The 12,397-nt window shown below is 55.4% G+C and carries 15 protein-coding genes; 6 read left to right on the forward strand and 9 right to left on the reverse strand.

Going from position 1 to position 12,397, the window contains the following annotated elements; all coding sequences use genetic code 11:
* Positions 1 to 31: 31 nt before the first annotated feature.
* Positions 32 to 1,591 (reverse strand): glycosyltransferase, encoded by a 1,560-nt coding sequence (locus ABQ298_11175; protein ID MEQ9824936.1) that lies wholly within the window; start codon positions 1,589 to 1,591, stop codon positions 32 to 34.
* A 169-nt stretch (positions 1,592 to 1,760) separates the two neighbouring features.
* Positions 1,761 to 1,946 (reverse strand): hypothetical protein, encoded by a 186-nt coding sequence (locus ABQ298_11180; protein MEQ9824937.1) that lies wholly within the window; start codon positions 1,944 to 1,946, stop codon positions 1,761 to 1,763.
* A 721-nt stretch (positions 1,947 to 2,667) separates the two neighbouring features.
* On the opposite strand from ABQ298_11180, the gene ABQ298_11185 reads away from it, so the two are divergent.
* Genes ABQ298_11185 through ABQ298_11205 form a run of 5 tightly spaced genes read left to right on the forward strand, consistent with a single transcriptional unit; the run spans position 2,668 to position 6,630 of the window.
* Positions 2,668 to 2,946, forward strand: coding sequence for a hypothetical protein (locus ABQ298_11185; protein MEQ9824938.1), 279 nt, complete (start codon positions 2,668 to 2,670; stop codon positions 2,944 to 2,946).
* Positions 2,947 to 2,951: 5 nt separating this feature from the next.
* Entirely contained in the window at positions 2,952 to 3,794 is an 843-nt protein-coding gene (gene serC / locus ABQ298_11190; GenBank protein ID MEQ9824939.1) for a 3-phosphoserine/phosphohydroxythreonine transaminase, read from the forward strand.
* Positions 3,787 to 4,662, forward strand: coding sequence for a hypothetical protein (locus ABQ298_11195; GenBank protein MEQ9824940.1), 876 nt, complete (start codon positions 3,787 to 3,789; stop codon positions 4,660 to 4,662). Before serC ends, ABQ298_11195 begins: the two co-directional genes overlap by 8 nt.
* Before the next feature lie 6 nt (positions 4,663 to 4,668).
* Complete coding sequence (locus ABQ298_11200) at positions 4,669 to 6,030, forward strand: cytochrome P450 (GenBank protein ID MEQ9824941.1); 1,362 nt, start codon at positions 4,669 to 4,671, stop codon at positions 6,028 to 6,030.
* Positions 6,031 to 6,033: 3 nt separating this feature from the next.
* Entirely contained in the window at positions 6,034 to 6,630 is a 597-nt protein-coding gene (locus ABQ298_11205; protein MEQ9824942.1) for a hypothetical protein, read from the forward strand.
* Positions 6,631 to 6,716: 86 nt separating this feature from the next.
* Here the strand turns inward: ABQ298_11205 and ABQ298_11210 are convergent, their stop codons facing one another.
* From ABQ298_11210 to ABQ298_11230, 5 genes are all read right to left on the reverse strand, one after another.
* Entirely contained in the window at positions 6,717 to 7,577 is an 861-nt protein-coding gene (locus tag ABQ298_11210) for an alpha/beta hydrolase (protein MEQ9824943.1), read from the reverse strand.
* A 318-nt stretch (positions 7,578 to 7,895) separates the two neighbouring features.
* Positions 7,896 to 8,294 (reverse strand): PIN domain-containing protein, encoded by a 399-nt coding sequence (locus tag ABQ298_11215; GenBank protein ID MEQ9824944.1) that lies wholly within the window; start codon positions 8,292 to 8,294, stop codon positions 7,896 to 7,898.
* A complete protein-coding gene (locus ABQ298_11220; protein MEQ9824945.1) occupies positions 8,294 to 8,527 on the reverse strand; it encodes an AbrB/MazE/SpoVT family DNA-binding domain-containing protein in 234 nt (77 codons plus the stop codon). Before ABQ298_11220 ends, ABQ298_11215 begins: the two co-directional genes overlap by 1 nt.
* Positions 8,528 to 8,618: 91 nt before the next feature.
* Entirely contained in the window at positions 8,619 to 9,983 is a 1,365-nt protein-coding gene (locus ABQ298_11225; GenBank protein MEQ9824946.1) for a pentapeptide repeat-containing protein, read from the reverse strand.
* The gene (locus tag ABQ298_11230) at positions 9,976 to 10,935 is read right to left on the reverse strand and encodes a pentapeptide repeat-containing protein (protein MEQ9824947.1); all 960 of its coding nucleotides are present in this window, start codon (positions 10,933 to 10,935) and stop codon (positions 9,976 to 9,978) included. Before ABQ298_11230 ends, ABQ298_11225 begins: the two co-directional genes overlap by 8 nt.
* A 188-nt stretch (positions 10,936 to 11,123) precedes the next feature.
* On the opposite strand from ABQ298_11230, the gene ABQ298_11235 reads away from it, so the two are divergent.
* On the forward strand, positions 11,124 to 11,348 hold the full coding sequence (locus tag ABQ298_11235) for a type I restriction-modification enzyme R subunit C-terminal domain-containing protein (protein MEQ9824948.1): 225 nt from the start codon (positions 11,124 to 11,126) through the stop codon (positions 11,346 to 11,348).
* A gap of 240 nt (positions 11,349 to 11,588) precedes the next feature.
* On the opposite strand, the gene ABQ298_11240 is transcribed toward ABQ298_11235, so the two are convergent.
* Together ABQ298_11240 and ABQ298_11245 are read right to left on the reverse strand one after the other, a co-directional pair.
* Complete coding sequence (locus ABQ298_11240; GenBank protein ID MEQ9824949.1) at positions 11,589 to 11,855, reverse strand: hypothetical protein; 267 nt, start codon at positions 11,853 to 11,855, stop codon at positions 11,589 to 11,591.
* The gene (locus ABQ298_11245; GenBank protein ID MEQ9824950.1) at positions 11,827 to 12,105 is read right to left on the reverse strand and encodes a BrnT family toxin; all 279 of its coding nucleotides are present in this window, start codon (positions 12,103 to 12,105) and stop codon (positions 11,827 to 11,829) included. The genes ABQ298_11240 and ABQ298_11245 overlap by 29 nt, the downstream gene beginning before the upstream one ends.
* Between the last annotated feature and the right edge of the window lie 292 nt (positions 12,106 to 12,397).

Here is a 12,397-nt window from a genome sequence, read left to right on the forward strand (position 1 = left end):
CCCTGCTCCCTTCCCCAGCACCTAAAAAAACTCAGCCCTTGCGAAACCAATTCCGCCGACGCTGCGCCGCATCCTGCAATGCTGCAATCTGCTGCTGCGCATCCCCGAGCTTGTGCTGCAACTGGTCCCGCAACTCCCGCTCCTGTCGGAGTTCCGATTGCAGGGTCTCGGCCAACATGCGGGCCTGTTCGGATTCTGATCGCAACCGTTCCTGCCGGGCCTTCGCCGATTCCACGATTTTTTCCAACTCCGCAGCATGCGCCTGTTGGCGGGCCACTTCTTCGTGCAGATGTTGTTCACTGGTCTTCAGCTGAGACACTGTCTCCAGCAACTCTGCAACCCGCTGCTGGGTCGCCTGTTTGCTCGTGTGTTCTTCACAAAGGGAACCCAGCACGCCGAGGTCACGGTGCTGCAACAACCACACCTCCAGCAGGAGCGGTTGATCGAGCAGGGAACGGTCCAGCACTGGCAAAAACACATGCCCGTCGTCCGACTCCGAAAAGAGCCGCAGAAATCGCTCATGCGGCAATCGATGCGTTCCTTTGCCTAATGTGAAGGCATCAAAGTCAGAGGGTTCCCCTGCTTCAAACAGGGGCTTTCCAGTTCCCGCGTGCAACAATCGTACCGAGGCGATGTCCACGATCCCCAACGAGGTGGAGGGATCAAGGCGCAACAGGTGAATTCCGGCATCGGGGATGCGATCCAGCAATATGGCGATGCGCGACCAGACACCCTTGGCATATCGCTGCGACCGGATGTTGCGCCCCGCGTAGCCTTGTGCATCCGGAATGTAAACCTCAAACGCATCCCGCACCTGCAATGAGCGTCGATCCCGCTCAGGCTTGGAATCCATCACCGCTTCAAACAGGCAATCGATGTTTGCCTCATACAGTTCGCGGTGGTGTTCAAACAACTTGCGAAACGAATAGAGCATGCGCTTGCGGTCCAGTCCCGCCATACTGCCCTGCGTTTTGCGGTAATAAAAAAGGATTTCGTCGATGCGATGCACGCCAACGCCTTTCGCGATCAAGGCCAGCCAGAAGTCATAGTCTTCCCAGCCATAAATCATATCCGTCTGGTATCCGCCAACTGCCTCCCAATCCTGCTTGCGAAACATCGCTGACGCGAACAGCTGCGGTGACAGCAGAATTCCCGGAAAATCATAGGGTTCGAGCTGCCACTCCCCTTGTTCCTCGCCAAACAATTCGGCCCGGCAATACACAATGCCGATGTGTTGCTGTTGCTCCAGTATCTCGAACGCCTTGCGTGCATAGGTTGCATGAATGCGGTCATCCGAATCCAATGGCAGGATGTACCGCCCCTTTGCCCGCTGAATGCCCTCGTTGCGAGCCGCTGCCAGTCCCTGGTTCTCCGTGCTGATCACTTGCACCCTCGCATCGTCGATTTCTTCAACCATTCGCCGCGTGACCGGATCGGTGGAGCCATCATTCACGACAATCACTTCGACGCCCTCAAGATCCTGCATGAGTGCAGATGCCACAGCTTCCGCCAACCAGATTCCCTGATTATAACAGGGAATGATGATCGATACGTTCACCGTTCCATCCGATTCTGATCCGTTTGCTTGCATTCAGATTGCATCTACTTGAATGAACCCCACCAAACGTCATCAGATCCAGAAAGACAATGCAGAATTTGCCAGGGACAGTGCACGAGGGAAATCCGTCGGCACTCACAGCACGGTGAAGCCGACGGTCCCTGCGATGCTTGTCTATCTCAGTATTCGAGACAAATCGCCCTTAACTGCGCTTTCGCTGCATCCGCTCTGCTTCGTAGCACTTCCTGCCCAAAGGGGTAAGATCCTCTGGAAGGATGTTTCGAAACTCCTGCTCGGTCATTCGCCGATACAGCTCTTTCAGTTCGGTTTCCGTCGGCTCTCCTTCGGGCGACAGATATTGGATCAGTTTGGAAAAAAATGTTTTCATAGGTCGTTGTGCATTCGCTATGGAATGCGTTTAGGCATGATTCCGCCCCAGCTTCACAATGCCGGCGACGGTATGGATTTGTGCATTTGCAAACCCTCCATCAGACAGCTCCAGTACGGGGTTTCACCCAACCGGAGAACTCCCAAATCCATCAAAGCGATGGGGGTGGCCTTGACCAATGGCCCACCCGAAACAACTGATTTTGCGTACGATCCTCTGCATTGAGCCATGCAAATTCCAAACCTTCGCTATCGACACAAGGGGTCAGGATACGGTTGTGATCCCTGCTTGACGCTACTGGTGGTTCAAACGGTCGCGGTTCTTCCAACTGTCGCCAGCCTGGACCCGCATCCCGAGGTTGCAGGCTCCAATGGATCTCCATTGTGCCCGGTGCATGGATCGTTGCGTCGCTCCGGTAACCCGAAACCGTCAATTCCGTGCGGGTCATGCCTGCACTGATTGCCAGACATAGCCAGAGACAAAACAAACAACTGTGGATCCAACGTTTCGTAAGGGCAGAAATATCCGGATGCCCATTTGCCTGTCAAGCGTTGGAACGCTCCCCCTGCAATCCTGAGCAGTGCTTGCACCAACCCCTCGATTTCCCCTTCACACTGCCACCCATTTGATTGCATTTGCTTATAGTTTGTATAAGCGCTTGATGCGATTTGCGTTGTCCACCCATTACGATGCAACGCGTGATCAACCCTCGATCCGATTCATGTCTATCTCTCCCACAATTCCATCCACTGCCATCGCTCGCTCTCATAACTTTTCTGCGGGTCCAGGTGCACTGCCAGACTGCGTACTGCAACAGGCGAGCGAAGCCATCCAGCGCTTGACCGATCTTCCGCTCTCAGTTCTGGGAGTCAGTCACCGTTCCCCATGGTTCACCAACCTGATCGATGAGCTTGAGGCCAATTTGCGTCAATTGATCGGACTTCCGCCGGAGTTTCACTGCCTGTCCTGCAAGGAGGGGGCACGCTGCAGTTCAGCATGATCCCCATGAATTTCCTTCGCGGCCAATCGCGGCCGTCCGCCTATCTGGACACGGGTTACTGGAGCCAGAAGGCCATCCCCGAAGCGCGGAGGGAGGGTACGGTTGAATTGTTATGGTCCGGAGAAGCGACAGGATACACGCGCCTGCCCACTCCGGCTGAACTCGATGCCAGCCGATCTTGGTCCTACCTTCATTATGCATCCAATGAGACGGTGGAAGGGCTTCAGTTTCAGACCGAACCTCCTGTACACCCGTCAACGGCGCGCATCTGCGACATGTCCTCCGATTTCCTCTCCCGCCCGTTCGATGCCAATCGCTATGCCATGATCTACGCCCATGCGCAGAAAAATCTCGGACCAGCAGGAGTGAACATTTGCCTGGTACACGACTCATTACTCGAACGCTGTTCGCCCGAACTGCATGCCATGCTCGATTATCGCAACCACATTCAGATGCGTTCGGCTTACAATACCCCACCAGTGTTTGCCATCTATGTGGTGATGCTGGTCACGCGCTGGCTGATGAACGACGTCGGAGGACTCGCTGCCATGCAGCACCTCAACGAAACCAAAGCCAAAACGATCTATGCCGCCATCGACAACTCTGGTGGCTTCTACCGTGGTCGTGTGGCGCGAGAGAGTCGCTCGCTCATGAATGTCGCTTTCAACATCCACGATGCTCGCCTCGAGACGCTTTGCTGGCAAGAAGCCGAACAGGCAGGATTTTATGGACTCGCGGGACATCGATCCGTGGGTGGCTTGCGAGCCTCCCTCTACAACCCGGTGACCGTTGCTTCATGCGAAGCACTCGCCGAATTTCTCAACGATTTCCGCTCCCGCCATGGCTGATCCTTCTGCACACTCCAACACGAGCGGAGTCCAGGAGCATGCCTGGCCCGTCTACCGCAACAACATTGTTGATTTTCTCAATCACTCCCGCAAACGCCATCATATCTCGGCACTCTGGGAGGCTGATGTCACGGAGTGTCAGGCCCGACTGCGCTACCTGCAACGTCGCACACGCATCGCGATTTCCTTTAACGCCTATCTGGTGTTTCTACTCTCCCGAGCCACGTTGAAACACCCCGAGATCCAATCCGTGCGCATTCCGTTTCGTCGCAAAACCGCATGCTTCGATGGCGTCGACGTGGGCACCGCCATCCCGGGACGCACCCCCGATCAGCGAACCATTGCGCTCGCGCACACCATCCGCAACGCCCACGCAAAGTCCCTCGCGCAAATTTGCCTCGAAATGCGCGAGGCCAGCAACCGCAACGCATTTGACCATCCCGACATCCGCTGGCGCTACCGTCTGGCACATTACCCCGCCTGGATGCGCCGCTGGTTCTGGCGGTGGGTCGATGCTGACCCCGCCCGCAGGCGCAGGATTCGCGGTACCATTGGCATCACCAACGTCAGCTTCCTCGGTGACGGCAAGCATCTCGCTTTTGGCATTCCCATGCCACTGCTGACCACCAACCTCTGTGTGGGAGCCGTGTATGAAAAACTCGAACCCGCACCCCAGCAGCCCAAGGGCTTTGAGACCCGGAAAAAAATTTGCCTCACGTTGCAGAGCGATCATGACGTGGTGGATGGTGCTCCGCTCGGATTGTTTGTCCGCACTTTCACCCAGTCGCTCGAGCAGGCGCATGGATTGCACGACGCTTTCGCAGACGAGCTGGTTTCCCTGCACGCAACGCACCGAACTTCCCGCTAATCTGTCATGATCGCCAAAACGCAACTGCTTGCCCCCTTCCACCCTGGGAAAGGTCTGTCCGGAAGCTTTCGGGACATTGTGGCCGGACCCTCCACTTTCTACGAACACGTCGCCTGGCAACACAACGGCATCGCCCGGGTGCGCGCTTTTCACCGCGTGGTTCACATTGTCGCGCACCCGGACTATGTGCATCAGATTCTGGTCTCCAAGCAACGCCAGTACCGCAAGAGCGACATCTATCAGAACCTCGAGCAAATGATCGGGCGCGGCCTGGTCACGCTCGAAGGCGATCTCTGGCGCAAGGACCGGAAGATCATCCAACCGGGATTTCATCCCAAGGTGATCGCCCACATGGTCGACATTGCACATTCCTCCTGCGACAGTATTTTTGCGCAGTGGTCCCGCAATGCCGAGGCATTTCAACCCGTTGTTCCCGCATTGCGCGAAATCAGTCTGCGCATCATCAGCGAAACGCTGCTCAATACCAGTCTCGACGCGATGAAGAGCAGTCGATTCTCGGAAAACCTGATGGAGGCATCTGCACTGCTCACGCGGAAAAACTGGAGCCTGCTTCAGCTGCCCGAACGCTGGCCCACCCCAATCAACCGCCGTCTGCGAAGCATTCGCATGGAGGTGATCCGGTTTTTCGATGAACAGGTCAACAGACGACTCAGCGAAGGCGTGGGCAAGCGGGGCGACATGCTCGACTTGCTGCTCAGCGTTATGGATCAGGAAGAGGAACCCACCATCACCCGACAGCGCGTGCTCACGGAGATCCTCACGCTTTTCAGCGCGGGCTACGATACAACCTCGAGCGCCATCGCCTGGACGATCCACTATCTCTCCCAGTTCCCGGATTATCAGCTTCGACTCCAGGAAGAGGTTGACCGCGTGCTAGGTCAGCGCCTTCCCACCTGGCAGGACCTTGATGCGCTCGTCGAAACCGAACGCGTTTTCCATGAAGCACTTCGCCTCAATCCCCCGATTCACAGCATCCTGCGCACGGCCACGGCTGACGACCAACTGGGACCGTATTTCATTCCAGCAGGAAGTCAGTTGATGGTATCACTCAGTGGAGCCAATCATTCGCCCCTGCATTGGGAACATGCGCTGGAATTTGACCCTGACCGCTTCACCACAGAAGTCGGAAAACGCGCAAAAGAGCGGGCCTTTGTCCCCTTCTCGGCAGGAGCACGTCGCTGCATTGGTGCCCAGTTTGCCACGGTGGAAGCCAAACTGCTGCTCGCCCGCATCGCCCAGCGCTTCACGCTGACACCCGATCCGCAGTCCACCATCCGCATCAGTGCCGCTGCATCCCAATACCCAGAGGGTTTGCGCGTGCGATTCACTGCAAGAACATCCCGTTGAAACATGGCAGATCCGATGAATGCATCCACAGCGCGTTCCGTTCGAGATCCTGAAAGGCAGTGGATCCCCGCCACGCTTCGCATGCACGACCCTGCAGTCGTTGAGCACTACGAGCGCACGCTCTACCAAAGTTTTTTCCCCATCCTGCAACGCAATCCGCTCATCCGTGATCTCTGGATCTGGGATGACCAACAAAAGCGTCTGCGCACCCAGGTTCCCTATGAGGACCAGTGGGTCGTCGCTCTGACACACGGCATTGAGCAATGCTACTGCATCAGCGTCGGCATCAATCTACGCGTTGACCGATACTGGCAGTCAGGCAGTTATGAATTTCCACAACCCACCCCTGCCGGCAGTGCCTGCGAATTCCTGATCATGGCACATGGTGACGCACCGATCCAACATGGCCCGACCGTGATTCGCAAGCTGGTAACCGAATACCTCTTGCCCCAACTCCAGCAACGGGGCTTTGAGGCGGCATACGCCACCTGCGCCGATCACCTGCTGCGTCTCTACCTTCGCATGGGAGCAGAAAAAATTGACGAACGCGAGGTGAACGCACACCCACGGCACTTGCTGCGCTGGGTGCTACGATCCTAGTCGGTCCCAGCAGGTGTCATAGCCATGCGCGACCCGCACTCAGGGTGCATGGACCCGCATGGCGCTTCCACCGTGAGTCACCTGATTCAGAAGTCGTTGACCCGGAACCAGTGCATGAAGACCTCAAACCACCGGTTGGCAGTGTTTCCGGGGTAGCCAAGTCCAAATCCATGGCCGCCATTCTGATAGAGGTGAAACTCCACCGGAATTCCCGCTTCATACCAGGATTGGATCAGCCCAAACTGGCCACGAAAGAGAAAATCATCACTTGCAATCACCGCAAACAGGGGTGGTGCATTCTCCGGAACCTCCACGGCCTGCATTCCACCATAGATGGGTGCGATGAAGGCCAGCTTCATGCTGTCGGAATTCAGCGTGCTGTGCATGGTCAGTCCGGCTCCAGCAGAAAATCCCATCATGCCAATGCGATTCACATCCACGCCCCACTCTTCCGCACGATCCACAATCATGGCATAGGCAGTTTCCGCATCTTCGAGTTGGTTCGACAGGTCCCAGTTCGGTCGGCGGGGCCGCTCGGTTTGGGAGCCATCTGCTCCTTCACCCGCTTCAGCAAAGCGACGGTTCATCTGATTCTCAAACTCCTCGAGCGAATCAACGGTCGGTTGCAAGCGGTACTTCAACACAAAGGCGGCAATGCCCTGCTCGGCCAGGGCTTCGGCAACGCGCCAACCTTCATTTCGCATGGAAAGCCACATGAATCCACCACCTGGAGCAACGATCACAGCCGCACCCGTCGCTTTGTCAGGGTCCGGTAGAAAGGGAGTCAGTGTTGCGGTGGAAACATTGCGCGCCATCGGTTCGCCCCATTGGCGGAACCAGCTTTCAGGGGCGGGCTGATTCTCCACGCCTCCCGTTCCCAATACAATCGCATTGGGTTCATCCGGAGCGTCCAGAGGATAAATTTTTCCATCTTGTGCCGAGACCATTGTGCACGGCAAAATCAAGAGTATTGATGCGACTGCACCCGCGCAGCCCTTTAGGAGTGGGTTTCGTTTCATGTTTGGGGATTTTTAGAATATTAAACGTTTAATTCACTGAATATCAAAACCCAGTGTCAGTGAAACTCCCAGAGGGTTTGACAGTTAAGCTGCTCCGCAACAAAGGTGGCACTCGATTCTCTCCAATTCGATTCCTCTGAAATCCAGAATCCAGAATCTGAAATCCAGCGAAGCGTGGAGGACCCCATCCCCTTCGAAAGTGAGCCTGTCTTCTGGATGGAGCGAAAACGGCATCTCAACCAGCTCTTATGATCTGAGAAGGATATCAGCGAGCGTTACGAGGTCCACAATCGTCACATCTTTGACATTTTGCCCGTATAAATGCCCGAAATCCCGTTTATCGCCCGTTACGAGGTAATCGCATTTGTTCCGGACTGCAGAACACAGGATCGGAGCGTCTTTCTCAGCAAGATCAACGGGCAAATCAAAACGGCCAGTACCTACGATTTCGAACTTGGAAATGATGATATCCAATCGCTGAGTCCAATCAGGCCTTTTGATTGTGATGTTGCGTGCAGCTTCCTCCAAAGCGTAATCACTGGTGATCGGTATTGCCCTTGCGGTGATCAGATCAAACAGTCTGGCAACCTGGCTGTCCTGTTTGGAAGCGGCGAATATGACATTGGCATCAAGAAATACGCGCATCAGGACTCATGCTCTTCAAACTTCTGTTTCAACACCTCTTCTGCGCTGAAGAATTCCTCAATACGGTCTTCTGAGTAGAATTCAATAGGAAGACTGATGGACGGGCGCAGCAAAATACCCTCTTCCGTGGTTTCAAGGATAAGCTGGTCATTTTGTTTCATGCCAAATGAATGCCTGATCTTGGACGGTATCGTTATCGCTCCACGGCGCCCGATGGTCACTTTTTCTAACATACCTTCATTTTAGCGGAAATTCCGTCATTCCGTCAAGCAGGACAATAAAATAGCCGCTATGGTAAACTGGCTTGGGATCAGCTCGAAGGCACTAACGGGATTCAAACTCCTGCCGCTCCTGCTCCACTGCGGCTTCCATGGCAGCCTGCTGCTGCTCCCACCAGCTCTCGTATGCAACAGGATCCGTCTGGATCAGCCAAAGGTCGGGATCATCAGTCGCTTCATACTCGCAAAAGGAGGGAAGCGTAATTTTCGCGCGCTGATCCGTATGCACTCGCGTCCGGTGCACCATGCTTTCCGAGAAATGAATGCCCTCTCCCAAATCCGCAGTGCTCAAATCCACATCCACCATGAAACCCGCGTGGAAGGTCACACCCGATAGAGCTGTACCGTGAAACGAAGCTTGCGATACCATGGCCTGGTCAAACCATGCGCCCTGCAGCATGGCTCCGTCAAAGCTTGCATGGGATAGATCCAGCGGCTCCGAGCGATGACTTTCCCATAAAAACCCCGCTCCCGGAGCATGCATGTGGCTGAAATCGCAGTAGGTGGCATCCGCACTTGAGATCTGCAGGCCATCGGCCTGAGCATTTCGAAAAACACTGCCCGTCAGGCTCGACCGCAGAAACCGCGTCTGCCGCAGGTTTGCATCCGCCAGATAGAGTCGAGACAGGTCATCCTCGTCCTGGTCTTCCACCAGCCCGATGGCACTGCCAAGCACCAGACCCGCCAGATTGGAGCCGCGAAGGTCCACCCAGCGCGTCGGCGGCAGTGCCGCGCGCTCGCCCCTCGACCAGCGCTGCTTGTCCACGGACACAAAGGTCCCAAACGCCTCTTCCCGAATGCGTTTGTGATAGGTCGGCAACGCTACACGCGTCGGGGTACCACCTTCGTTGACCCACTGGGGAGCCGTACCGTTGATGACCTCCAGCATGCTTTTGCGAATGGCTCCGAGCTGGTAGGCCGCCTCCACGCGGGATTGCTCGATCATGTGGCGATTCTGCTGGGCCAACAGAACCAGCGAACCGACCGCTGGAACCACCGTGAAGAGTCCCACCACCACCAGGGTGAGCCGCTTTGCAACCATGCGGGCAACCAGTCCGTCCAGCACTGCCAGGCTTTCTTCGACGGGCCATGGGTCGCGGGCACGCTCGAGCAGGGAAACAAAGAGTGTTTCCAGTCGTCGGGTCAGCCGAAAGGGAGAGAGGCTGTCCAGCAGCATGCGGCCCGAATGGCGGCGAAATATGGATGTGAAGAGTGCCTCCCTCGCCCGGTTCCGCTCGAGGGTCTGCCATTGTTGCTCCAGTTCCAGCAGAATTTTCCGCAGGGTCTCGTCCACCTGCGTTTCCAACTCCGGTCGCTCCCACTGGCACTTCGGCACGCGTTCGCCAAGACCCATGCGCTTTCGCAGTCGCTGAAAAAAGGGAGGGGTTGATGGGCGGGTCCGCTTATTCATGGTCCTTCAATTTCAACGCACCTGCTGCGGTCGGATCAAAATCATCCGGCCATCGCGTGCTCTCGTCAGACTGCGCCCCTCCGAAATGGCAGCGCAAGAACTCCGCTCCCCGAAAGTCCGCTCCGACGATGCGGGCATTCGAAAAATCCACATCCATGAATGTCGCCGTGCGAAAGTCGGTTCCATACAATTGAGCGTGACTGAACCAGACGTTTTCAAAATGACACCCACGAAAGGAGGTGTTTTCAAAGTTACTGTTCACAAACCCAATGTTCTGAAAACTCCACGCAAGCTCTCCCGGGATCGTCGAAAAATCGATGTCGTTGAGCGGTGCAACGGACAGATCCACCATGCGGTTCAGATTCAACCCATCGGCCTCACCGCGCTGCTCCAGCCTTCCCGCATCCAAATGAATCAATTCCAAGACCGCCTGACGTCGGTTGCTGGCACTGAAGACCGGTGTCGTCAGCAGTCCTGCTTCCGATTTATCGTGGGTCTGATAGATAGTGGTCAGCAGCTCCACGCGTTGCTGATTGCGCAGGTCGGCAAGACGATCAATCTTCGCATGCTTGACCACCTGATTTTGCTGCCACAACAATACCACTGAAACAAACCCCGGAAGCGCCGCCATGATTCCGAGAAGCAGTAACCAGCGTTTGTACCCCATCACTTTGCGACTCGCCGCATCCAGCGCACGCGCAAGTTCGCTCCCGAGATAGGGTCGCTTGCGTTCCTTCACCACCCGAATCAAATCCGCCAGCGCCCGACTGAGGCGACGTCCGAGGATGAAATACACGACGACCAGCTTGAACAGGCGAACCAGCCGTTTCCACTGCTGACCGGGTTCCCTTGATGCCTTGTCCCGTTTCGCGAGTTCCTTCTGAAGAAACAGGATGCGCTCAATCGTGACCTCCCGGTCCATGCCCTGCTCCTCAAACTGCGATGTGTCCATGTCCACAAGTCAAAATCCCGTCAACCATACGATACCCACTGCAAATTGCCAGCCTCCCACACATTTTCACTTCAGATTCCCGAGCTTGCTGACCCCTCGGACGGTTAAGGAAAACCGCAGGAGGAAGGAGCCAGACGTAAGGAGTAGCATTCGCTGCACTTGGAGCCATCATCCCGATCATCAAGTATTTGGAAGACAAATCCCTCACCAGCAATCAAATCCGATTCATTGAATTGATCATCGATCAGCTCAGCGCCCGGGGCGTCATCGAGTCCGGATCGCTGTATGAACCTCCCTTCAACAGCTTGCACGAAGGCGGCCCGGATGTGCTTTTTTCGGGAAACGAGAAAGTCATCGAAGGCGTGTTTCAAACCCTCGAAACCCTCAAAGACGATCTCACACGAAATGCCTGAACTCGATCCCGACCCACGTCCTGCTGGCTCCTGTGACTTGAGCCTGGCGAAAGGCTTGTGCAGGCGCAAGCCGTTTGTAGTGAGTCCCAAGCGAACGGTGTTTTCAATTCCCTCGCTGCTAAAACGGGTCCATTGAGTTTTGCATCTGTTGCGCATGGGGTTGAAGGATTGCCACTGGGATGTTGCGTTGGCAGTTGAGGGTTGATGCTTCCTTTTTGATCAACACCAAGAGAGCGTTCATCATCCCACGGTGGTCAAATGGTGGTTCCTAAGGACATCGACAATGCTACGGGTTTCCGCACCCGAAAGAGGCGTTTTGCGGCGGATCTTGGCCTGCAGGGTCTGGACATTGATCCCCGCCTCCCGAGCCAAGGCCGAGAGGTTTAGGATCGCCGACAACTCGGCAAGACGTTGAATCGTCAGCACGGTCCCCGTTTCGAAGTAATCCAGCACGTCCTCTCCGCCCTCGAAGCGTTCCTCAAAATTGTTCTGGTTGGTTTTGCTCATAAAGATTCCTTTCCTCTTGTCGGCTTCTACGGATACTGATCAGCCGCACCCGTTCGCCGCGTTCAGTGAATACCGCTGTCCAGTGTAGATCTCCAATCTTCCCAATCGCCAGATAACGAGACTCCTCCGGATAGCGGGAATGAAGTACTAACAGCCCTGAATCTGCCCACAATGCCTGCCCGGCAACAAAATCGATTCCGTGCTTCCCGGCATTGTTGCGGGATTTTTCCGGATCATATTCGAACTCCATTGAATATGCATAAATATTTATGCATTGCAAATAAAAGAATCGGTTGCGGGAGAGTTCATTTCCACGCAATCGAAAAGTGATTCTGGGAAAAGTATTTCTGACAAAGAGTGATTGAACACCGCTTCGCTAAAAACGCCCTGCGGGCTACAAAAGGGGGTGTCCCATTTATTGTTGAAACTCGAGGTGGCTTGATGAGTTTGATGTTCGATTTATGGGTTTGGTGCAAGTTTCTTTCGGGGACGAGGGCTGCGAAGGCTCTGCTATCGAGAATGGGCTTAAAACTCGTCGGAGA

The organism is Puniceicoccaceae bacterium (genome assembly GCA_040224245.1).
Classification (GTDB): domain Bacteria; phylum Verrucomicrobiota; class Verrucomicrobiia; order Opitutales; family JAFGAQ01; genus JAKSBQ01.

What these genes read in the sequence shown, in the direction of transcription:
- ABQ298_11175 (MEQ9824936.1), bottom strand. Translation starts at nt 1,591, where the DNA reads ATGCAAGCAAACGGATCAGAATCGGATGGAACGGTGAACGTATCGATC.
- ABQ298_11180 (MEQ9824937.1), bottom strand. Translation starts at nt 1,946, where the DNA reads ATGAAAACATTTTTTTCCAAACTGATCCAATATCTGTCGCCCGAAGGA.
- ABQ298_11185 (MEQ9824938.1), top strand. Translation starts at nt 2,668, where the DNA reads ATGTCTATCTCTCCCACAATTCCATCCACTGCCATCGCTCGCTCTCAT.
- serC (MEQ9824939.1), top strand. Translation starts at nt 2,952, where the DNA reads ATGAATTTCCTTCGCGGCCAATCGCGGCCGTCCGCCTATCTGGACACG.
- ABQ298_11195 (MEQ9824940.1), top strand. Translation starts at nt 3,787, where the DNA reads ATGGCTGATCCTTCTGCACACTCCAACACGAGCGGAGTCCAGGAGCAT.
- ABQ298_11200 (MEQ9824941.1), top strand. Translation starts at nt 4,669, where the DNA reads ATGATCGCCAAAACGCAACTGCTTGCCCCCTTCCACCCTGGGAAAGGT.
- ABQ298_11205 (MEQ9824942.1), top strand. Translation starts at nt 6,034, where the DNA reads ATGGCAGATCCGATGAATGCATCCACAGCGCGTTCCGTTCGAGATCCT.
- ABQ298_11210 (MEQ9824943.1), bottom strand. Translation starts at nt 7,577, where the DNA reads ATGGTCTCGGCACAAGATGGAAAAATTTATCCTCTGGACGCTCCGGAT.
- ABQ298_11215 (MEQ9824944.1), bottom strand. Translation starts at nt 8,294, where the DNA reads ATGCGCGTATTTCTTGATGCCAATGTCATATTCGCCGCTTCCAAACAG.
- ABQ298_11220 (MEQ9824945.1), bottom strand. Translation starts at nt 8,527, where the DNA reads ATGTTAGAAAAAGTGACCATCGGGCGCCGTGGAGCGATAACGATACCG.
- ABQ298_11225 (MEQ9824946.1), bottom strand. Translation starts at nt 9,983, where the DNA reads ATGAATAAGCGGACCCGCCCATCAACCCCTCCCTTTTTTCAGCGACTG.
- ABQ298_11230 (MEQ9824947.1), bottom strand. Translation starts at nt 10,935, where the DNA reads ATGGACACATCGCAGTTTGAGGAGCAGGGCATGGACCGGGAGGTCACG.
- ABQ298_11240 (MEQ9824949.1), bottom strand. Translation starts at nt 11,855, where the DNA reads ATGAGCAAAACCAACCAGAACAATTTTGAGGAACGCTTCGAGGGCGGA.
- ABQ298_11245 (MEQ9824950.1), bottom strand. Translation starts at nt 12,105, where the DNA reads ATGGAGTTCGAATATGATCCGGAAAAATCCCGCAACAATGCCGGGAAG.